Consider the following 20,868-nt stretch of genomic DNA (forward strand, 5'->3'; position numbering starts at 1 on the left):
AAATCTTCACCTTCTTAACTCCGTACCTATCATGCGGGCGTCTCGCGGACACCGACTTGCAACAAACGGAGTTAATGCGATGCTATGGCGACGACGTCGTTCGCGCAGCATTTCAGCTGGTTCCCGGCTGGCGCGCAGCGGGCGCGTTAACCAATCGGTCCTGCGCGGATGATCCGAGCGGCACGTGACACTTAATCACGTGATTCCGCGCTGCGAACTGCGTAGTTGCCGCGCCTCGATGCAGGGAAGCGCAACAGCACGAGAACGGAAGGATCGACCCCGCTTCGCCGGCGACAGAGGACGTTCAGCGCAATGGTCGCGAGCGCGAGCGACACGGTCGTCGAAATCGCCGCGCCAAGCACGCCGAGGAAGGGAATGAGGACGAGAAATCCGACGAGCCGCAGCGCGACGCTGGCGGCGACAACCGGCACATAGATTCGTTCATGGCCGGTCAGCTGCAGGATCGCAGCCGACGGGCCGCCCGCTGCCTGGATGGCGGTTCCGATTGCGAGCACGATCAGGACCGAATGCTGCTCGGCGAAATGAGGTCCGAACAGGTTGAGGAGATAGGGGCCGCCGATCCAGATCGTGGCGAGACCGGCGACGACGCAGAGCGCAGTCACTTCCGCCATCAAGCGCGAGGTCCGCTCGAACTCCCTGTGGTTCTTGCTGAAATACAGCGACGGGAGCCGGCGCGCACCGAACGTGTAAAGTGCCGCGGAAACCATGGCGAAAATGTTGGCGAGGCGCGAGGCGGCAAAGTAGATTCCTGCGGTCGTCGGATCCAGCATCCAGTAGACCAGAATGACGTCGAGATATTGGTTGGCGACTTCGAGGATCGATGCGATCCAGAAGTGCAGGGCACTCGATCGCCAGCGTGACGTCTCGGAGCGCGCCGGCGTACTGCGCAGATCCGGCAGCACGCGGGCGACGGATACGATCTGCGCAACAAGGCCGGCCGACATGGCGACCGTCATCGCCGCGAACATCTCGGCCGGATCGAGTTGGCGATGGGCGAGCAGCATGACGAGCAGGAACAGGACGACGATGGCCCGCCAAAGGAACTCGCGGTTTCCTTCACCCATGAGAATGCTGACCAGCGAGCGGGCGATCTGGCTGCCGAGCATCAATCCGGCATTGACGGCCGTGTAGGCCGACACCGCGAGGATCAGCACCCACCAGTCGCCTCTCATGCTCGCGGCGATCGCGATGCCGCCGATCACGATCAGCATTGCGAGTGAGGTGATCTTCAAGCTCGATTGGAGGACGCCTTTGGTAAGGTCCGGCCGTTCGCCGACCTGATATTCGTTCAGGAATCGCACCAGCAAGGATTCCTGGCCGACCAGTCCCACGACGGCCGCGATCTGCGCCACCGAAAGCCAGGTCGCAAAGATGCCGAAGCCGTCAGGCGACATCGTCCGCGCCGCCAGCGAGAACAATGCGAACGCGAGCACGCCGCTGCCGACCTTGAGCAGGATGGTCCCGACGACACCGCGCGTGACGTCGCGCCGCATGAACTGGAGGATGGATGCGATCATGGAAGGGTTAAGGGGCTGCGCTCCCCTGACGGGACATGTTCCGATACCGGCGGCAACCTAGCATGTCGAGAAATCGCGAGTGTTAATGGACGAGCTGGGGGATTTCGGCGGTCGCGGCGATATCGCGGTGATGCCATTGCTTCGTTCTGGAACATCGCCGTCTCCATTGTCCTGGTTCTGCAAGTTCAGGCCCGCGCGACTGCCGGCATTTGTAGCGCATCGACGACCGAGAAGACGAGATCTGGCGCTCGCGTGCGGAATGGATTCGACGCAGCAAGACGCGTGCCGCGGCGAGGCAGCGAACTCGGCGCGTCCGGTCGTTAACCTCAATCTCAGGAAATGTTCGCACTCGGCCCTGCGATGCGACATCAGGCGAGAGAATTGCACTGCAGACGTCGTCAATCGTGGGAGCCGGAGCCATGACGAGACCCGTGACCGAGCCAGTTGATGGAGGCGAGAGCGCGGCCATCGATTCGGACGTCGCCATCGTCGGTGGCGGCCTTGCGGGATCGCTTGCGGCGGCCGTGCTGGCGCGGGCAGGGCATCGCGTCGCGCTCGTCGACAAGCGGGCGGTCTATCCGGACGAGTTCCGGGTCGAGAAGATCGGCGGCCATCAGCTGGAATTGCTCCGCAAGCTCGGCTTCCTCGACGCACTCGGAGATGTCGCGTGCCGATATGATCAAGTGCTCAACATCCGCGAGGGCAAGGTGGTCGATGTCAGCGTCGGCCAGGCCTACGGATTTCCCTATGCCGATCTCGTCGCCATGGCGCGTCGCCAGATTCCCGATCCCGCCAGTCTGATCGTCGACGAGGTCACGGCGATCGGTCCTAGCGACGACGTCCAGCATGTCGAGCTGGCCTCCGGACGGCGCGTGAGGGCGCGCCTCGTCGTTCTGGCCACGGGCATGGCGGGAGTCCTGGGCTACAAGCTCGGCATCAGGCGGCGCGTGCTGGCCGAGCGCCATTCGGTGTCGTTCGGCTTCACGATCGCTCGCAAGGATGGCACCCCGTTCGATTTCGAGGCGCTGACCTGTTACGGCGAACGCACGGCGGATGGCATCGACTATCTCAGCCTGTTTCCGGTCCGCGCCGGAATGCGAGCCAATCTCTTCATGTTCCGCGATCCGACCGATCCGATCATGCGCGAGTTGCGCCGCGAGCCGGAAGCGACAGTCTTGCGTCTGCTGCCGGGGTTGCGGAGCTACCTCGGCGATTTCCGTGTGACCGACCGGGTCCAGAACTGGGTGATGGATCTGACCGTCGTCGAGGGGCATCTTCAGCCCGGAATCGTGCTCATCGGCGATGCGTTCCAGACCAATTGTCCCGCGGCCGGAACGGGTGTCGCCCGCCTGCTGGTGGACGTCGATCGTCTTTGCACCGAATATGTGCCGCAATGGCTCATGACCGCAGGCATGGGCCTGGACAAGATCTCGCAATTCTATGCCGATCGCGACAAGATCGCGGCGGATCAGCAGTCGCTGAAGATGGCCCGCTTCCGCCAGGCGCTGACCTCGCGCAACGATATCGGCTGGGACGTGCGGCGACGGTTGCACTTCCTGCGGCGCAGTCTTGCACACCGCGTCGATCAGATGCACCCGGGCTGGCTTGGGCGTGTCCGCGGCGCATTGCGCGCCTGAGCTCTAGGGCCCCCGTCCGTCAGCGCGTCGGCCTCGGAGTGTGGGCAGGCTGAACCTTCAGATCCGAGAGCCGCTTGGCCGCCAGCTTGAGCCAGGGCGCCTGCTTCAGCCCGAAGAGCGCGATGGCGCCTACGGCGCTGCCAGCCTGCGTGACCTCCCACACCGGCGAAGGCTGTGCGCCGAACGATTTCTTGTATGGCTCGTCGCCGATGGTGAAGTCGAGCATCTGATCTCCGCGCTCGATACAATCCCGCGCCACCTGTTCGAACATCAGCGCGCCGATGGACTGGCTCTTGTAACCGGCAATGTCGAAGGCGCTCATGATGACGAGGAAGCTGCCGCGGTGGCACAATCCAAGCACGGCGGCGATCACTTCGCCGTCCATCTTCATGGCGTAGAGGCGGACGAAGGAGCCGAGGCCGCGAAGGGCGACGTCGGAATAGAAGCCGTAATATTCGGGACGCTGCAGCAGGTCTCCGTCGCCTTGTGCGTGAAAGCGCGGGCCGCGAAATTTTCTCATCACGTCCATCGCCTCGAGCACGGCGGCGCTGTCGCCGCAGCATGCGAAGCTCAGCGCGCCCTTCTTCTGCAGCTGACGAGACTTCTTTGCGAGCTCCTTCTGGTAGGAGCGATCCATCGCGCTGGCCCGCCATTGCTCGTACGGCGCGACCAGAACCGTGGCGTAGGCATTGGTGTTCATCGAGACGCGGCGGGACGTGGCAAGGAGGTCTTCGATCGGAAGCCGTCCGTCGGGCAGCTTGGCCATTCGGAGCAGATCGAAGGGGCGGACAAGGCGGCGAATCTGCGCGCATGCAGCCGCATCCTGGAGCAATCGTGAGAACACGTCCGGGCTGCAAACCGGCGCCAAATAGTCGGAAACGCGGAGGTCGGCGAACTCGACGGTTCGTATCGGACCGCGCCGGATCCGAAGCAGGGGCAGCACCATCGCAAGGGCACCGGTGTCGCGGTGGCGCACCACGACGACCAGAGCTGTTGCGCCCGTTTCCGGCGCGAGCCTGGCGTAGAGGCTCTGCAACCAGACCGGATGCTGGAACGCTGTGGCAGCGGAGCGATCGAACAGCTCTGCATATTCAGGAGACAGAAAGTCGAACGACGGCTCGATGGCGATGTCGAAGGTGTTGCTGAGCTTGTTCATGAGCAATCAAGAAAACCGGGTCATTCGCGAGCGGTGCTCGAACCGTAGAAGCGCTTATAGCAAGGGCGTTACAGGTCAGACACCGGTACCGTGCGATTTGCGCCAATGCGTTCAACCATGCTGGTATGGTTAACAAATGCTTAAGGCGCGTGGAGGCCGCCTCGCACGCCGCTATCGTCCGCATAGCGCAGGGATCTCTGATCCTCAGCTGCAGGCTATGCTTCGCTAGGTCGAACTCGTGCCCTTCGCTCCCATCCTCAACTAGATCGGGCTCAAGCGCCAGTGAGGCTGCTCAGAGGCGCACCCCGGTGGTCGCAAACGCCTGCGCGGCGGGCTCTTGCATGCGATTGAGGACCACCATCCCGGCAAGCGCGATCACGACGGCCGCGACGCAGCCAAGCAAAAAAGCCTTCATCCTCAGCCTCCCTCGGTTGGACCAAGCCATCTATACGACAGGGCTTGCGGCGAGCAAGCCGGTCGCGGCGATCGCCGTTCGAGCGGAGGATTCCGCGAGCTCGCTGTTGCGCTGCACGATTCGGAACGGATGCAGGTCTTGCAAGTTCTCTGCAAGCCTGGTGAGCGCATCGGAGGCCTTGCGTGAAATTACCGAGAACGATCCTGTGCTTCGCAGCACTTTGTTTTGTCGAGGGTGCGCTGGCCCAGCCCGCCCAAACCAACTCGCCGGCGCCGCAAACGCCTCCCGAAGACAAGGGCCAGCTCCAGCCGCAAGGTTGGACGGGCCCGATCAACACCGGTTCGGGTGGTGCGCCGCCCGAAAGTCCCCAGGGCCAGAGCCCGCCTGGAATGCAGGCTGCGCCGGAGGGCTCGTCCAAGACCACGACGGCACCGGCCAAGTAGACCGTTTCAGGATATTCATTTCCGGTGCCTCTTCTGGCAATCTCGAAAGGGTGAATGTCAGCAGGCGGCCAGGAATGAACAGATCATCTCTGTGCACGAAGGTGGCCGCAGTGCTGTGGGCCCTCTTTGCCGCATCGTCGGTGCAGGCCGACATGGTCGGGCACGGTGGCCCGATACGGTCTCTCGCCATTTCGCCCGATGGCGACAGCCTTCTGTCCGGCAGCTTCGACACGGCCGTGATCCGCTGGTCGCTCAAGACGGATACTGCCGAGCAAGTGCTGCGGTATCATGCCGACGGCGTCAATGCCGTCGCGTTTCTCAAAGACGGCCGCATGATCACGGCCGGTGCCGATGCGCGCATTGCGGTATGGACGGCGGGCCGGCCGGAGCCGGACCGGGTGCTGGGGGGACATGTCGCACCCCTCGCGGCGCTCGCGGTGTCGCCCGATGGGACGCTTCTCGCATCGGCGTCATGGGACCGGACAGTGCGGCTCTGGTCGCTGTCGGACGGCACATCCCGCGTGCTCGAAGGGCATACGCAGAACGTCAACGGCGTCGCTTTCCTGCCCGACGGCAGGCCCGTCAGCGTCGGCTACGATCTTGCACTGCGCATCTGGCGTTTGCCGGAGGGCCAGCCTGACATCGTGACGTTGCCGGCGCCGCTGAACGCGTTGGCTGTCGCGCCGGATGGCGAAATCGTCACAGGCGCCGTCGATGGCAAGCTGCGCATGCTGACTGCGGACGGCAAGGTCAGCGGCGAGGTCTCGGCCGGTCCGACGCCGGTGGTGGCCTTGGCCATGTCGACGGACGGCGCGCTGATCGCTGCGGCCGGCATCGGCGGCACAGTGGCGATCATCGATCGCAAGTCGCGCAAGCTGCTGCGCACGCTGGTTGGGCCCGGTCTGCCGGTGTGGGCGGTCGCCTTCCTTCCCGATCGCGAGACACTGATGACGGGTGGTGCGGACGGCAGGATCAGGCGCTGGAATGCGCGCACCGGCGATCCCATCGGGTCAAGTCTGGTCGGCACACCGGCCGATCCGCTCGCCGCCTACGCCGGAGATCATGGCGCCGATGTGTTTCGGGCGTGTGTTGCCTGCCACACGCTCTCGGACAAGGAGGTCCAGCGTGCGGGTCCCACGCTTGCGGGACTCTACGGCCGCAAGATTGCTTCGCTGCCGGGATATCGCTTCTCCGATGCGCTGAAGACGATGGACATCGTCTGGACGCCGGAAACCGTCGCGAAATTGTTCGAAATCGGGCCGAATGCCTACACCCCCGGCACGAAGATGCCGGAGCAGCGCATCGGCTCGGCCGAGGACCGGCGCGCGCTGACCGAGTTTCTGGGCCGCGCGACCTCGCGCTAACATCCGCTCAGATCGAGTCCCAATTGTCCATCGGGAAATCCCTCATTTCCGGATGCGCCTTGAGGATCTGAATGACGTCGATCGTGGGGTGCTCCCTGAGCGCTTCCGCCACGCAATGGTTGACGTATTTGCGGCGCGACAGCCACGCGATCTTCTTGCCCTTGGCTTCGGCCTTGCATGCGACGATTGCCTGCTTCACGGCCACTTTCTGCGCCTTGGTCAGCGGAGGCGCGGCAGCTTCGGCCGCTCCGCCGGCGATGGCGATGAAGATCATGGACGTCGACAGAGCTGTGATCAAACGAGACATGGTGATGCTTCCTGGTTTCCGACCCTGCGAAGATGTCTGTTCGTCTTGTTTAGTCCTTGCCGTTGCGTTCGCGGAGATAATCATCCGTCGTTCGCGGCGGCGTTCGTTCCGGAACGCCCTTGAACGGATCGAATTGTTGTTCGCTCATGACCACGACGCGGCAGTCTGCGCACATCCTGAGCGCCTCGATCCGCTTGTCGCCGGCCGGGTACATCCAGTGCCGGCCTTCGAGCTTGGCCGCGATGCGGTCGATCGTGCTCTTGACGCCGAAGGGCGTGCCGCAGCGGACACAGAGCGCGGGCTCCTCTTCCTTGATCACAGCGGCGGGCGCGCGCGCCGCGCGGAAATCGATCTGCGGCTTGAGGCTGATGACCTTTTCCGGACAGGTGCTCTGGCACAGGCCGCACTGCACGCAGGCGTCCTCGATGAATTTCAGCACCGGCCGCTCGGGATCGTCGCGCAGTGCGCCGGTCGGGCAGGCCGAGACGCAGGAAAGGCACAGCGTGCAGCCATCGGTGTCGACGGCAATTGCGCCAACCGGCGCACCTTGCGGCAGCGCGATGACGTCGACCGGCTGCGGCGCCAGCCGGTGCAGCTCGCTGAGGGCGAACCGCAAGAGATCGCGCCGCTTGCCGACGGTCTTGAAGGTTGCCGGCGTCGCGACCGCAGTGAGCGCGCCAATATCCGTCAAATGCTGGCCGAGCGCGTCGGGATCGTCGGTTTCGACGGTCGCGATGCGAACGCCCGCAAATCCAAGGCCGCCGAGGATCGCATCCGCCATCGCGATCGTCTGCGTCAATCCGGTCACGTCGTGGCGCGGCTTGCCACGGAGCAGGAAGCGCACGGCCGAGACGCCATAGGCGAAGGCGCCGACGATCGCCTCCAGCCCGACCTGCGTGAGCTCGTTGACGGCAAAGGGAAGCACGTTTGCCGGCAGGCCGTCGCCATGCCGCGCGAGTGCGTCGATCAGCGGCGTGCCGTGCGGGCTGTCATGAAAGAGCAGCACCGCATCCGCGCCACCGGCCTCGCGATAGGCGAGCAGCATGGCGCGAAGTCTCTGGAGCTGCGTATCGGCGGGCGGCAGCGCGTAGGAGACCGCGCTGGTCGGGCAGGCCGCCGCGCATTGGCCGCAGCCCGCGCAGATGTTCGGATCGATGGCGACATGATCGCCGACCGGCGTGATCGCCCCGGTCGGGCAAAGATCGAGACAGCGATGGCAGCCGGTGCGCTTCGAGCGCGAATGGGCGCAAAGCGCAGGCGCAACCTCGACATATCTGGGCTTGTCGAAGCTGCCGACGAGATCGCGCGCGGTCAGCACGGCGCGCAGCACCGCGGCGGGATCTTTCGCGTCGGCGCGGAGATAGCCGTCACGCAGGTCGTGGGCGGGAAACAGTGGCGGACCGCCGGAAAGATCGAGCACGATATCGCAGCGCGAGGTGACGCCGCTTCGCGGCGGTTCGAATACGAAGCGATCGCGCGAGGAGGGGCGGGGACGCGCATAGTCGTCGATTGCAAGCTCGAACGCGCCGAAATGTCCCTTCGCGGAGCGGATCGTGCCCTTCACGATCGGGAACACCGTTGCCGCCGGCGGAACTGTGTCATCGAGCTGCTTCAGCATCACCGTGACGTCGAGGTGATCGGCAAGCAGGCGGCCGGCCTCGATCGCGGCCTCATCGCGCCCGTAGATCAGGATGACGCCCTCGCTCGACAAGGTGACAAGCGGATAGTCCGGGGCGGGGATGGCGGCGGATGCGAGCAGGGCAGCCATTTTTGGCCCGGCGCGCGCGCCGCCGCGCGACCAGCCGGCGGTTTCGCGGATATTGACGAAGCTGATCGCGTCAGGCCGCTCGCCGGCCTCCTCCGAAAACTGCGCTGCCTGCTGCGTGCAGGCGACCGTCAACACGCCTTCTGTCGCGGCCATCTTGCGGAATGATTCGAGCTCCGCTCCGCAGAGGTGGCGAAAGCTCTTGACCTCACAATTCGGGCATCCGCGCCGGATCGCAGCCACGTCGAGGGGCATCGTGTCTTCGCACGAACAGATCAGGACGGTCTTCGACGGCTGCTCCAGGTTAAACCCTCCGCCATTCGGACGCCGACGACGGACTCGCGCCGGCCCTTCGCCTCGTATAGACATTATCCATCGGGAAGAAAAGGAAAGCGGAGGACGGCCTGCCGTCGATCCCAGTGAGCCATGTTTCCGCGGCGGAACCGATCCACCTGCCGCCGCCTTTCACATTGGTGCGGTTGCGCGAGAGCGGCGACGCTTTTGCCCATGCATGCCGCATCGCACCGGAGAGCGGCGCCGGAACGCTCGTCTATGTCGGCCGCTTTGACCTCGCCGAGTTCGCCGTGGTGCTCGAGCCGGCCGAGCCGTTGCGCAGCGCGCGGCGCGCGTTCTACGCCGGCATGGTCGCGCTCACGGATGCGCTTCGCGCCTACGCGCCGCCGAGCAAGCCGATCACGATCGGCTGGCCGGATGCGGTCAGGATCGACGGGGGGCTGGTCGGCGGCGGACGATTGGGTTGGCTTTCCGGAGCTGACGAGGACGCGCCGCCGCCCTGGCTGGTGTTCGGCGCCATGATACGAACGGTTGCCATGAACGATGATGATCCAGGCGTCCACCCGCTGGCCTCGGCGCTCGACCAGGAAGGCTTTGGCGAGGCGGGCGCAGCGCAGATCACGGAGAGCTTCGCCCGGCACCTGATGCTGGCGCTGGACGGCTGGCGGGTCGACGGCTTTGACAGTGTCGCGCGCGACTATCTCACGCGGATGCCGCGTGAAAGGCAGACTATGCAGCGCATCGATGATCGCGGCGACCTCCTGACGCGCCGCATCGGGACGGAGAGGATCGAACGGAGCGACCTCGTCCGGGCGCTCGCGGGCCCGTCCTGGCTCGATCCGGCCCTCGGAGGACCGCGCCTGTGAAGCTCCTGCGTACCATCGCGCTCGATCCCTCCGACACCTTCGTGTTCGACGTGGCGGCAGAGCCGGGCGAATGGGCCGTCTCCGGCGCTTTCCGCTTCTGGGATTGCGATGGCGCGACGCTCGAGGGCAAGGCACGCGCGGCGTTTCGCGGCGGTTTCCTCGGGGTGCAATCCTGGGGCTGGTCGACGTTGGCGCAGATCGTTCCGGCGACGGCAGACGATTACCACGGCCTCGTCGATCTCCTGGCGAGGCAACTCGTCGATCGTTTCGGCGCGCCGGACATGGCGGCGGCGAAAACGGCCGCGGAAGAGGAGGTCGCTTTCGCGCAGTCGCTCTGCAGCCATCCCATCAGCTCGCTTATTGCAGTGCACCGCAGGTCAAGCGACGGTGAGGTCCGCGAGTCGTTCCGCCGGCTGCAGCTCCGGGAGGGGCAGGGGCATAGCAAGGCGTTCTCGTTCATGGAGATGGAGGACGACGTCCAGCCGGACGGCGATCTCAAGCTTGCGGATCTGGGCCGGGAGCCGACCGACAGATGAATGATTTCTGGATCGCCTGTGGTCATCACCTGCTCGATCGAGACGAGGGCGGCGGGCTGCGTGTCACGGACGAATTTCTCAAAGCCTATTTTGCCCGTCCCGAGCTGATGCCGCCGGACGAGGCGTGCCCGGTCGAACGCCGGCTGCATCGCGAATTGCTCGCCGACCCGCGCCAGGCGGTCAGCGCCGCCGAGATCGCCGCGATCCTCGATGCGGATGCCCGGGAGAATTGGCAGTTCGTGCTGGCGTTCCGCGATCTTCTGCTGCGGCATCCGACGCTCGAAGCCGCCTATCTTGCCTGGGTGCGCTCAGGGGCGAACGATCTGCCGCCGCTGTTCGTCAACCAGCTCGTCCACGTCATCCTGCGCAACGCGCTCGATGGCTGCGACGACCCGTTCGTGCTGCGCGCGGCCGAATTGTTCTTCCGGACCCAGCGCGTCCTGCCGCATGAGCACGCTTTGTTGCTGGGCGACGAGGAGGTCGTCGGCGGCCGGAGCCCGACCCCGGTGCTCTCGCTGATGTCGATGCTGGGCGCCACCACCGATGCGGTGGTGGAGGTGTTGGGCGAGGAGAATTCGGAGGAATACTGGCACCGTAGCGATCAGTTCGACATGGCTCTCGACCTGACCGCGGACGGCCGCGGACCTGTAGCGCTGGCGCAGGCGATGACGCGCTGGGTCTCCCATCTGCTCGGCATCGATGTCGTGATCGAGCCGCTACGGGCGCTGCACGAGGCAAAGCTGGCGTGGTATGTCGGGCTCGATGTCGATGCCACGAGGCGCGGCGACCGTCTGTGGCACGGCGAAGAGCTCGGCGAGCGCGAGGCCGATCGTGTGCTCGCGCTGTTCCGGCTGACGTTTGCGGATTCCAGCCGTGCCCTCGACGAGGTCGGGGATGAACCGGTCTACCTGATCCTGTCGATGACGGCGGATCAGAAGCTCCGGATGAAGCCACAGAATCTGCTGACCGGGTTGCCGGTGAAGCGCCGGGAGATGGCGACATGAGCCCTGCGGCATTGCCGTCCCTCTCGATTGCCGTCGGCATCGTGGTCGAGCGGCGCAAGGCCGACTCGCCTTGGGTCGACTTCATCTGGCGCGGAATTGCCGTCCTGCCGGACGAGCCGTCGACGCAACCCTGGACCGTGCTTCGCGAGCAGGACGGCACGACCCTGTTCTATGCCGGAAGCGCGACGATCGATCTCTATCCGTCGGAAACGGCGCGCTATCGCGACAATCTCGCCTCCGGCCGTCCGAGCATCTGGATCGTGCTGTCACCCTCGGAGGGCGCCTGGCCCTATGCTGTCACCGCAGTGACCGCCGATCCCGCCGAGGGCGAAGGCTATACCGAAGCCGCCGACAATCTCGTCGAGGCCGTGCCGATGCCGGAGGTGCTGCGCGAAGCGATTGAAAGCTTCGTGGCCGAGCACCATGTCGAGCGGGAATTCGTCAAGCGCAAGCGGCGCCGCGCCGACCCGGAGGCGCTGGCGCGGCGCGAACATGAAGGCGGACAGGAATGAGTGAGGAGGACTTCCTTGCGCGTTGGTCCCGCCGCAAACAGCAATCGCGGGCGGAGCCGGCGAAGCCTGCCGCGGCGCAGCCCGCGTCGCCATCGGAAACCAAAGGGGACGAGACGGAACTCGATCTGTCGAGTCTGCCGTCGATCGACGAAATCAATGCTGCCACCGACATCACGGCCTTCCTCGCCAAGGGGATTCCTCGCGACTTGAGCCGTGCGGCTCTTCGCCGCGCTTGGGTGACCGATCCCGCGATTCGCGACTTCGTCGGGCTTGCGGAGAATGCATGGGACTTCAACGACCCAACGGCGATGCCGGGCTTTGGCCCGCTGGATTGCTCCTCGGAGGAGCTGGCAGCACTGGTCGATCGCATTGTCGGCGGCGTCCGGGAGGCGGCCCAGTCTCTCGCCGAGGCATCGATCGAAACGGGAAATTCTCCGGCGGAATCGCATCAAGCCGATGCGGGACTTGCTGCCAATGTCGTTGAGCCGCCGGATGAGACGGAGCAGCAGGCAATCGCTGCTGCAGTGCAACCGCCAGTGGGTGAAACATCTGCGATTTCTGCGGAACCCGTCAGGTCCCGCACGCATGGCGGTGCACTGCCGCGCTGAACCACGACCAAAGGCTATAGGTACAGGCTATGGCAGGCGATTGACCGTTGCTGGAACCGAGATTACGCTGCCTACTGCTTTGTAACAAAAGCGATAATCAAGCAGACGGGACTTGGATGGGAGGTCCACGTGCGTGATGACGGACTTGATCGCGCGATCGATGCTGCGGGCGGCATCGCTCAGCTTGCACGCAAAATAGGCATCAGTCAGCCGTCCGTGTCGAATTGGACCCGTGTGCCCGCACAACGGGTGGTTGCGGTCGAGATGGCGACCGGCGTTTCCCGAAACGATCTGCGGCCCGATCTTTACGGCGAGCAAGCCGGCTCCGCCGAGCTCGTCGATCCCATCGACGCGGCGCGCGCGCGCGAATACGCGCTGCTGGCGGTGCTGCTGTCTGCGCCTCCGTCGAAGCGTCTGCTCGATCAACTCGCCGCGTTGAGCGGTGACGCGACGCCGCTCGGGCGCGCGCATGCGGCGCTCGCCGACGTCGCCTCGAGCGCCGTCCCGGCCAAAGTCGAGCGGGAATATTTCGACCTGTTCGTCGGGCTCGGCCGTGGCGAATTGCTGCCCTATGCCTCCTATTATCTCACGGGCTTTCTCAACGAACGGCCCTTGTCGCGCTTGCGCGGCGATCTGATGACGCTCGGCATCGAGCGTATCGCCAACAATTCCGAACCCGAAGATCACGCCGCCATCCTGTGCGAGATCATGTCGGGTCTTGCCGATGGCCGCTTCGATGCCGCGCCCGAGGCGCAGCGTGCCTTCTTCGAAAAGCATGTTTCGCCCTGGATGGGGCGGCTGTTCGCCGACATGGAGAACGCGGGAGATGCCCGTTTCTATCGCGCAGTCGGTGCGCTCGGCCGCACCTTCATCGAAATCGAGACGGAAGCATTCACATTCGCCAGCTGACCGAGGCGCTTCGGTCCGGGAGAGATGCGATGAGTGACGAGACGAAAGCAAAGGTCGGACGCCGCGATTTCCTTCGCAAGGTCGGCTTGGGCACGGCCGGTGTCGGCGCGACGCTTGCGACGCCCTTGGTCGGGCCTGCCCAGGCCGACAGCGAAACCAACGATGACAAGCGCAAGGCGCGCTACAAGGAATCCGATCACGTCAAGACGTTCTACCGCGTCAACCGTTATCCGGCTTGAGAGGGGAGGCTGCCCGTGCTTATCAAGCGAACACACCAGCGTTCCGATCGCCGAGGTTCCGTGGCCGAATCCCTTGCGGGCCAAGGCGGGGGACTTGATCGCCGCACATTCCTGCGCAAGTCGGGCCTTGCCGGCGGCGCGCTCGCCGCGCTCGGGGCCATGCCGGTCGGCAACGTGCGCAAGGCGGAGGCGGCCGCAGCCGGCCCGCTCGCGGCCGGCGCCACCGTCAAGAAGAGCATCTGTACCCATTGCGCCGTGGGCTGCACGGTGACGGCGGAAGTGCTCAACGGCGTCTGGATTGGGCAGGAGCCGAGCTGGGATTCGCCGATCAACCGCGGCTCGCATTGCGCCAAGGGCGCGTCAGTGCGCGAGCTCGTGCACAGCGATCGCCGCCTGCGCTATCCGATGAAGCTGGTGAACGGGCAGTGGACGCGCGTGTCGTGGGACACGGCGGTAAACGAGATCGGCGACAAGCTGCTGCAGGTTCGCGAGAAGTCGGGCAGCGATTCCGTCTATTGGCTGGGCTCGGCCAAGATGACCAACGAAGGGGCCTACCTGTTCCGCAAGTTCGGCGCGTTCTGGGGCACCAACAACACCGATCACCAGGCGCGGATTTGCCACTCCACCACCGTCACCGGCGTCGCCAATACCTGGGGCTATGGCGCGATGACGAACAGCATCAACGACATGCGCAACTCCAAGACGATGCTGTTCATCGGCAGCAACGCGGCGGAAGCGCATCCCGTCAGCATGCAGCACCTGCTCGAATCCAAGGAGATCAACAAGGCGAATTTCATCGTCTTCGATCCGCGTCTGACGCGCACCGCGGCACATGCCACCGAATATGTCCGGATCCGTCCCGGCACCGACATTCCCGTGCTCTACGGCATGATGTGGCACATCCTGAAGAACGGCTGGGAGGACAAGGAATTCATTGCCCAGCGCGTCTACGGTTTCGACGACCTGCGCAAGGAGGTCGAGAAATGGAATCCGCAGGAGGTCGAGCGCGTCACCGGCGTGCCCGCCGCGCAGCTCGAGCGCGTCGCCAAGACGTTCGCCACGGTCAAGCCCGCGACCATCATCTGGTGCATGGGCCAGACCCAGCACACGGTCGGCACCGCCAACGTGCGGGCGAGCTGCATCGCGCTGCTGATGACGGGCAACGTCGGCAAGTCCGGGGCCGGCGCCAACATTCTGCGCGGCCATGACAACGTGCAGGGCGCGACCGACGTCGGCCTCGATATCGTGACGTTGCCGTTCTACTACGGCCTCGCGGAAGGCGCCTGGAAGCACTGGTCCCGGGTCTGGGAGGTCGATTACGACTATCTCGTCTCCCGCTTCGACGAGAAGAAGCAGATGGAGACGCCAGGCATCCCGCTCACGCGCTGGTTCGATGCCGCGCTGTTGCCCAAGGCCGACGTCGCACAGAAGGACAACGTCAAGGCGGTGTTCGTTCAAGGCCACGCCAGCAACAGCATCACGCGCATTCCCGAATCGCTGAAGGGCCTGAAGGCGCTGGAACTGCTGGTGATCGCGGATCCGCACCCGACCACCTGGGCGGCCCTGGCGGTCGAGGCCGGGCGCAAGGACGGCGTCTATATCCTGCCCGTGGCCACGCAGTTCGAATGCACTGGATCGCGCGTCGCCTCCAACCGCTCGATGCAGTGGGGCGAGCAGATCGTCAAGCCGATCTTCGAATCCAAGGACGACCTCGAGATCATCTATCTGATGGCGAAGAAGTTCGGCTTCGCCGACAAGATGTTCAAGAACATCAAGGTCGAGAACAATCTTCCTGTCGCCGAGGACGTGCTGCGCGAGATCAACCGTGGAAGCTGGTCGACCGGTTATTGCGGCCAGTCGCCGGAGCGCATCAAGGCGCACATGAAGAACCAGCACAAGTTCGACCTGGTGACGATGCGCGCGCCCAAGGACGATCCGGAAGTCGGCGGCGATTATTACGGCCTGCCTTGGCCATGTTGGGGCGCGCCCGAGGTGAAGCATCCCGGCTCGCCGCTGCTCTACAACAACGATCTGCACGTCATGGACGGTGGCGGCGCATTCCGCCCGCGCTTCGGCATCGAACGCGAGGAGAAGCTGCCGGACGGCACGACGCGCAAGGTGAGCCTGCTCGCCGACAAGTCCTTCTCCAAGGGCTCGGAGATCGAGGACGGCTATCCCGAGTTCACGCTGGCAAGCCTGAAGAAGCTCGGTTGGGACAAGGATCTCACCGAGGCTGAAATGGCGACGATCCAGCGGGTCAACCCGGCCAATCCGGATGCGGTGTCCTGGGCGCTCGACCTCTCCGGCGGCATCCAGCGCGTCGCGCTGAAGCATGGCTGCGTGCCGTTCGGCAACGGCAAGGCGCGCATGAATGCGTTCGGTCTGCCGGACCCGATCCCGGTGCATCGCGAGCCGATCTACACGCCGCGCGTCGACCTCGTCGAGAAATATCCGACCTTGGCCGACGCCAAGCAGTTCCGCCTGCCCAACATCGGCTTCTCGGTGCAGAAGGCGGCGGTGGAGAAGGGGATCGCCAAGCAGTTCCCGCTGATCCTGTCCTCCGGGCGTCTCGTCGAATACGAAGGCGGCGGCGAGGAAACCCGCACCAATCCGTGGCTCGCCGAATTGCAGCAGGACATGTTCATCGAGATCAGCCCGGCCGATGCCGCCGATCGCGGCATCAAGGACGGCGGCTGGGTCTGGGTGAGCGGCGCCGAGAACAATTCCCGTGCCCGGATGAAGGCGCTGGTGACCGAACGTGTCGGCAAGGGCGTCGCCTGGATGCCGTTCCATTTCGGCGGTTGGCTCGGCGGCAACGACCTGCGCAAGAACTATCCCGCCGGCACCGATCCGATCGTGCTGGGCGAGAGCGCCAACACGATCACGAGCTACGGCTATGATCCCGCAACGGGCATGCAGGAGCCGAAGGTCACGCTTTGTCAGATCGTCGCAGCCTGAGAGGAGCACGCACATGGCTCGGATGAAATTTCTCTGCGACGCTGATCGCTGCATCGAGTGCAACGCCTGCGTCACCGCCTGCAAGAACGAGCACGAGGTGCCCTGGGGCATCAACCGGCGGCGCGTCGTCACCATCAACGACGGCAAGCCGGGCGAGCGCTCGATCTCGATGGCCTGCATGCACTGCACGGACGCGCCCTGCGCGGCGGTGTGTCCGGTGAACTGCTTCTACACCACGGCCGATGCGGTGGTGCTGCACTCCAAGGACCTCTGCATCGGTTGCGGCTATTGCTTCTACGCCTGTCCGTTCGGCGCGCCGCAATATCCGAAGGTCGGAAACTTCGGCTCGCGTGGCAAGATGGACAAATGCACCTATTGCGCCGGCGGCCCGGAGGCCGACGGCAGCAAGGAGGAATACGAGAAATACGGTGCGAACCGGCTGGCCGAAGGCAAGCTGCCGCTGTGTGCCGAGATGTGCTCGACCAAGTCCTTGCTTGCCGGCGACGGCGAGATCATCGCGCAGATTTACAAGGAGCGCGTCATGAAGCGCGGCTACGGCTCAGGTGCGTGGGGCTGGAAGACCGCATATCGCGAGACAATCGAGTCCTGACGTGGGCAGCTGACGGGCGCGCAAGACCGGGGAGGACGTGATGGCGTCGTTTGGAAGGTTCGTTCGTCTGGCGCTGGGCGCCTGGGCGCTGCTTTTGTTGGTGAACATGGCGCCCGCGAGCGCTCAGCAGGTCAACCCGACCGCGAGCTCGGTCAAGGAGCAGCAGCTCCTGCAGGAGCTCAACCGGATCCAGGGCCGCGTCAGCATTCCCGATCAGCGCTCCGGCGTGCTCGAGCAGCCGCAGGGCCGGGAATGGCGGGAATTCCGCAATGTGACGCTGCGCTGGATCGGCGGCATCGCGATCCTCGGCGCGATCGCGGCCGTCGTGATCTTCTATCTCACCGTCGGGATGGTGCGTCTCGAAGCCGGACGGTCCGGCCGCACCATCGTGCGCTTCAACGCCTTCGAGCGGTTCGTGCACTGGCTGACGGCGACCTGCTTCATCGTGCTGGCCATTTCCGGGCTCAACATCACGTTCGGCCGGCCGCTCTTGCTGCCGCTGATCGGTTTCGAAGCGTTCTCGGAATGGTCGCAATGGGCCAAGTACGCGCACAATTATCTGAGCTTCCCGTTCACTCTCGGCGTCGTCCTGATCTTCCTGATGTGGATCGGCGGCAATATCCCGAACAAGGTGGATATCGAATGGGCCAAGCGCGGCGGCGGGCTGATCGGACATGACCATCCGCCGGCTTACCGCTTCAACGGCGGCCAGAAGATGATCTACTGGATCGTCGTGATCGGCGGCGCACTGGTCGCAGCGTCGGGCTACGCGCTGATGTTCCCGTTCTACGGCACGGGGATCGAGGGCATGCAAATGGCCCAGATCGTTCACTCCATCGTGGCGGTCCTGTTCGTCGCGGCGATGATCGGGCACATCTATATCGGCACGATCGGCATGGAAGGCGCGTTCGAGGCCATGGGCTCGGGCGAAGTCGACGTCAACTGGGCGCGCGAGCACCATAGCCTCTGGCTCGATGAGCAGAAGGCGCGAACGGGACCGAACGACGGGCAGCCGCAACCCGCGACCGCAGCGGCCGAATAGGGCGGCTTCTTGCGCGGACGCGCCGGACTACCGCGCCGGCTCTTTCGCAAACAAGACGGAGCGATCCTGCAGCTCCTGCTCGGGAAGCTGGTCGGCCTTTCCTGTCTGCATGTCTTGAATGGACGCCATGCCGTGCTGACCGAAATGAGGCACGGCATGCGGCCTGAACACGCTGTTGGCCGCACCGGCGAGAAGCATGGCTGCAATAAGCGAGAGCATGAGGAGTTTCATGCGCGTCTCCGTCTGCCATCTCCACCCGGCACGATGAATACATCCGGATCGTCAAACCCGATGTGAGCCGCTTCACAACGATCGGTTCCACTTGTGTGGAGACAGAGCCTGTTCTGGAAGCCGAATTCTTCCATCAGGCCAGCCATTTGGCTCCCATTCCGTCGGTTCGTCAGGTCGTCAGCGCGCAACTGGTCCGGCTCTTGCTCTTGCCAGTATGAGAGATTTTGATAAACCTCATACCGTAAAGGCGGGCGAATGGAACGAGCAGCGATGCGGACTTTGCGGGCGGTCGAGCCCGGAACGGTGGCGCTGCTCGGCGGGCTCGTCGCCGCCAATCTCGCCGCATGGGCCTGGGCTTTCACGCTGTTCGGCGAGCGGCCTACGGTGATGGCGACCGCCTTGCTGGCCTGGGTGTTCGGCCTGCGCCACGCCGTCGATGCCGACCACATTGCCGCGATCGACAACGTCGTGCGCAAGCTGATGCATGCCGGTGAGACGCCGCGCAGCGTCGGCCTCTATTTCGCGCTCGGCCATTCCACCGTGGTCGTGGTGGCGACCATGCTGCTGGCACTGGGCGTCGTGAGCCTTGGCGGCGACAGCCTGCTCAAGGAGGTCGGCGGTCTCATCGGCACCTCGGTCTCGGCGCTGTTCCTGCTCGCGGTTGCCGCGATCAATCTCGTCATTTTCGCCGGCCTGTGGCGGACGTTTCGCGCGGCGCGGGAGCAGGGCGTTCACGACGCTGCGCAGCTCGATGCGCTGCTTGCCGGCCGCGGCGTGCTGGCGCGGCTGCTCGGCCCGATGTTCCGCCTGGTGACGAAGCCGTGGCACATGTACCCGCTCGGCTTCCTGTTCGGCCTCGGCTTCGACACCGCCACCGAGATCAGCCTGCTCAGCATCTCCGCCAGCGAAGCCGCGCGCGGCGCCTCGCTCGCCGACGTGCTGGTTTTCCCCGCGCTGTTCGCTGCAGGCATGGCGCTGGTCGACACGGCCGATTCGGCGCTGATGGTGAGCGCCTATCGCTGGGCCTTCGTCGATCCCTTGCGCAAGCTCTGGTACAATCTCACGATCACCGGCGCCTCCGTCGCGGTCGCGCTGTTCATCGGTGGCATCGAGGCGCTCGGCCTGATCAGCGATCGGCTCGGCCTCTCTGGCGGCGCATGGGCGCTGGTCGAGGACCTCAATGAGTCGCTTGCCAATGTCGGCTTTGTCGTGATCGCGCTGTTCGCGGCCGCATGGCTCGTCTCGGTCGTGCTCTATCGCCGCATGTTTGCGAACGGCCGGCGCCGCGCCGGCACGAAAGTCCTGGAATGCACTGATGCGACCGAGGCGGCCTAGGCTGCCCGACCTACGCGACCGTTCGAGCGACGTCTTACGACTGCTCGGACATCGTCAGCCGGCCGCGTGCGGGTTGGCGCGTCCTGCGCGCGGCGATGGCCGGCACGAGCGTGGGCGCTTCCCCGGCGATGCGGAGCGCAAAATAGGCAATGGTCGCTTGAAGGCCGTCCTTCAGTGCCACCTTCGGACGCCATCCCAGGATCTTCTCGGCGGCATCGATCACGGGCTTGCGCCGCCTGGGATCGTCCTTCGGCAGGGGCTCGAAGCGCAGCGGGGAAGCCGATTCGGTGCATGCCAGCACCTCACGGGCGATCGCCTCGATCGTGACCTCGTGCGGATTGCCGAGATTGCACGGACCGCTGACCGAGGCGGGACTCTCCATCAAGAGCTGAAGCCCCCGCACCAGGTCGTCGACGAAGCAGAAGCTGCGGGTTTGCGTGCCCTGGCCGTAGATCGTGATCGGCTCTCCGCGCAGCGCCTGCACGATGAAGTTGGAGACGACGCGGCCGTCATTCTCGAGCATGCGCGGCCCGTAGGTGTTGAAGATGCGCGCGACCTTGATCTCCGTCCCGTGCATGCGCCGGTAGTCGAACATCAGCGTCTCCGCAGCGCGCTTGCCCTCGTCGTAGCAGGCCCGCGGCCCGATCGGATTGACGTTGCCGAGATAGGATTCCGGCTGCGGATGCACCTCCGGGTCGCCGTAGACCTCGCTGGTTGAGGCCTGAAGGATCCGGGAGCCCTTCTGCCGCGCTAGTTCGAGCAGGTTGATCGAGCCGAGCACGCAGGTCTTCATCGTCGCGACCGGATCGACTTGATAGTGGCGGGGCGAGGCCGGGCAGGCGAGGCTGTAGATCCGGTCGATCTCGCCCTCGATCTCGATGCGATCGCGCACGTCATGCTCGATGAAGCGGAAGTTCGGATGATTGAGCAGGGGCCGGATGTTGTCGGTGGTTCCCGTGAACAAATTGTCCAGGCAGATCACCATGCTGCCGCGTTGCAGGAGCACGTCGCAGAGATGCGATCCGATGAAGCCGGCGCCGCCGGCGACCAGGACCGTCGGCGAGCGGCGGGACGCGTGGATGCGGGTCTGGAGCGTCAT

General features: G+C 64.9%; 21 protein-coding genes. 14 read left to right on the plus strand and 7 right to left on the minus strand.

Features of this window, described 5'->3' with window-relative positions; genetic code table 11:
* Positions 1-191 precede the first annotated feature (191 nt).
* A complete protein-coding gene (locus AB7M16_RS33610) occupies positions 192-1,538 on the minus strand; it encodes a lipopolysaccharide biosynthesis protein (protein WP_260383070.1) in 1,347 nt (448 codons plus the stop codon).
* Between the two features lie 419 nt (positions 1,539-1,957).
* On the opposite strand from AB7M16_RS33610, the gene AB7M16_RS33615 reads away from it, so the two are divergent.
* The gene (locus tag AB7M16_RS33615) at positions 1,958-3,175 is read left to right on the plus strand and encodes an FAD-dependent oxidoreductase (protein ID WP_212256738.1); all 1,218 of its coding nucleotides are present in this window, start codon (positions 1,958-1,960) and stop codon (positions 3,173-3,175) included.
* A gap of 19 nt (positions 3,176-3,194) precedes the next feature.
* Here the strand turns inward: AB7M16_RS33615 and AB7M16_RS33620 are convergent, their stop codons facing one another.
* On the minus strand, positions 3,195-4,331 hold the full coding sequence (locus AB7M16_RS33620) for a GNAT family N-acetyltransferase (protein ID WP_453946581.1): 1,137 nt from the start codon (positions 4,329-4,331) through the stop codon (positions 3,195-3,197).
* Positions 4,332-4,623: 292 nt separating this feature from the next.
* Positions 4,624-4,746 carry a hypothetical protein gene (locus AB7M16_RS33625; protein ID WP_257187580.1) on the minus strand — a complete coding sequence of 41 codons (123 nt, stop codon included), beginning with the start codon at positions 4,744-4,746 and terminating at the stop codon, positions 4,624-4,626.
* Positions 4,747-4,928: 182 nt separating this feature from the next.
* On the opposite strand from AB7M16_RS33625, the gene AB7M16_RS33630 reads away from it, so the two are divergent.
* Positions 4,929-5,189 carry a hypothetical protein gene (locus tag AB7M16_RS33630; RefSeq protein WP_453946582.1) on the plus strand — a complete coding sequence of 87 codons (261 nt, stop codon included), beginning with the start codon at positions 4,929-4,931 and terminating at the stop codon, positions 5,187-5,189.
* Between the two features lie 152 nt (positions 5,190-5,341).
* Complete coding sequence (locus AB7M16_RS33635; RefSeq protein WP_453947297.1) at positions 5,342-6,553, plus strand: c-type cytochrome; 1,212 nt, start codon at positions 5,342-5,344, stop codon at positions 6,551-6,553.
* Between the two features lie 7 nt (positions 6,554-6,560).
* Here AB7M16_RS33635 and AB7M16_RS33640 read toward each other — a convergent pair whose 3' ends face one another.
* Together AB7M16_RS33640 and AB7M16_RS33645 are read right to left on the minus strand one after the other, a co-directional pair.
* Positions 6,561-6,860, minus strand: coding sequence for a hypothetical protein (locus tag AB7M16_RS33640; RefSeq protein WP_246571057.1), 300 nt, complete (start codon positions 6,858-6,860; stop codon positions 6,561-6,563).
* Positions 6,861-6,909: 49 nt separating this feature from the next.
* Complete coding sequence (locus tag AB7M16_RS33645) at positions 6,910-8,880, minus strand: 4Fe-4S binding protein (RefSeq protein WP_453946583.1); 1,971 nt, start codon at positions 8,878-8,880, stop codon at positions 6,910-6,912.
* A gap of 164 nt (positions 8,881-9,044) precedes the next feature.
* Here AB7M16_RS33645 and AB7M16_RS33650 point away from each other — a divergent pair, with 164 nt between their 5' ends.
* The 10 genes from AB7M16_RS33650 (at position 9,045) to AB7M16_RS33695 (ending at position 18,203) form a co-directional block, all read left to right on the plus strand.
* Complete coding sequence (locus AB7M16_RS33650; protein ID WP_453946584.1) at positions 9,045-9,785, plus strand: biotin/lipoate--protein ligase family protein; 741 nt, start codon at positions 9,045-9,047, stop codon at positions 9,783-9,785.
* Positions 9,782-10,321 carry a DUF6505 family protein gene (locus AB7M16_RS33655; protein ID WP_453946585.1) on the plus strand — a complete coding sequence of 180 codons (540 nt, stop codon included), beginning with the start codon at positions 9,782-9,784 and terminating at the stop codon, positions 10,319-10,321. Before AB7M16_RS33650 ends, AB7M16_RS33655 begins: the two co-directional genes overlap by 4 nt.
* On the plus strand, positions 10,318-11,325 hold the full coding sequence (locus AB7M16_RS33660) for a DUF6352 family protein (protein ID WP_453946586.1): 1,008 nt from the start codon (positions 10,318-10,320) through the stop codon (positions 11,323-11,325). The genes AB7M16_RS33655 and AB7M16_RS33660 overlap by 4 nt, the downstream gene beginning before the upstream one ends.
* Positions 11,322-11,837: a DUF3305 domain-containing protein gene (locus tag AB7M16_RS33665; protein ID WP_453946587.1), complete on the plus strand. Its 516-nt coding sequence runs from the start codon at positions 11,322-11,324 to the stop codon at positions 11,835-11,837. The genes AB7M16_RS33660 and AB7M16_RS33665 overlap by 4 nt, the downstream gene beginning before the upstream one ends.
* The gene (locus tag AB7M16_RS33670) at positions 11,834-12,445 is read left to right on the plus strand and encodes a DUF3306 domain-containing protein (RefSeq protein WP_453946588.1); all 612 of its coding nucleotides are present in this window, start codon (positions 11,834-11,836) and stop codon (positions 12,443-12,445) included. Before AB7M16_RS33665 ends, AB7M16_RS33670 begins: the two co-directional genes overlap by 4 nt.
* Positions 12,446-12,574: 129 nt before the next feature.
* Positions 12,575-13,354, plus strand: a complete 780-nt coding sequence (locus tag AB7M16_RS33675; RefSeq protein WP_212256723.1) for a molecular chaperone TorD family protein — start codon at positions 12,575-12,577, stop codon at positions 13,352-13,354.
* 29 nt (positions 13,355-13,383) lie between these two features.
* Positions 13,384-13,593: a twin-arginine translocation signal domain-containing protein gene (locus tag AB7M16_RS33680; RefSeq protein ID WP_260383078.1), complete on the plus strand. Its 210-nt coding sequence runs from the start codon at positions 13,384-13,386 to the stop codon at positions 13,591-13,593.
* 15 nt (positions 13,594-13,608) lie between these two features.
* Positions 13,609-16,551 carry a formate dehydrogenase subunit alpha gene (locus AB7M16_RS33685; RefSeq protein ID WP_453946589.1) on the plus strand — a complete coding sequence of 981 codons (2,943 nt, stop codon included), beginning with the start codon at positions 13,609-13,611 and terminating at the stop codon, positions 16,549-16,551.
* Positions 16,552-16,564: 13 nt separating this feature from the next.
* Positions 16,565-17,161 (plus strand): formate dehydrogenase FDH3 subunit beta, encoded by a 597-nt coding sequence (gene fdh3B / locus AB7M16_RS33690; protein ID WP_027571966.1) that lies wholly within the window; start codon positions 16,565-16,567, stop codon positions 17,159-17,161.
* Positions 17,162-17,201: 40 nt separating this feature from the next.
* Positions 17,202-18,203 (plus strand): formate dehydrogenase subunit gamma, encoded by a 1,002-nt coding sequence (locus AB7M16_RS33695; RefSeq protein WP_212256719.1) that lies wholly within the window; start codon positions 17,202-17,204, stop codon positions 18,201-18,203.
* A gap of 27 nt (positions 18,204-18,230) precedes the next feature.
* Here the strand turns inward: AB7M16_RS33695 and AB7M16_RS33700 are convergent, their stop codons facing one another.
* Complete coding sequence (locus tag AB7M16_RS33700) at positions 18,231-18,434, minus strand: hypothetical protein (protein ID WP_439363608.1); 204 nt, start codon at positions 18,432-18,434, stop codon at positions 18,231-18,233.
* 255 nt (positions 18,435-18,689) lie between these two features.
* On the opposite strand from AB7M16_RS33700, the gene AB7M16_RS33705 reads away from it, so the two are divergent.
* On the plus strand, positions 18,690-19,769 hold the full coding sequence (locus tag AB7M16_RS33705) for a HoxN/HupN/NixA family nickel/cobalt transporter (RefSeq protein WP_453946590.1): 1,080 nt from the start codon (positions 18,690-18,692) through the stop codon (positions 19,767-19,769).
* A gap of 34 nt (positions 19,770-19,803) precedes the next feature.
* On the opposite strand, the gene AB7M16_RS33710 is transcribed toward AB7M16_RS33705, so the two are convergent.
* Entirely contained in the window at positions 19,804-20,868 is a 1,065-nt protein-coding gene (locus AB7M16_RS33710) for a UDP-glucuronic acid decarboxylase family protein (protein ID WP_453946591.1), read from the minus strand.

The organism is Bradyrhizobium sp. USDA 372 (genome assembly GCF_053629095.1).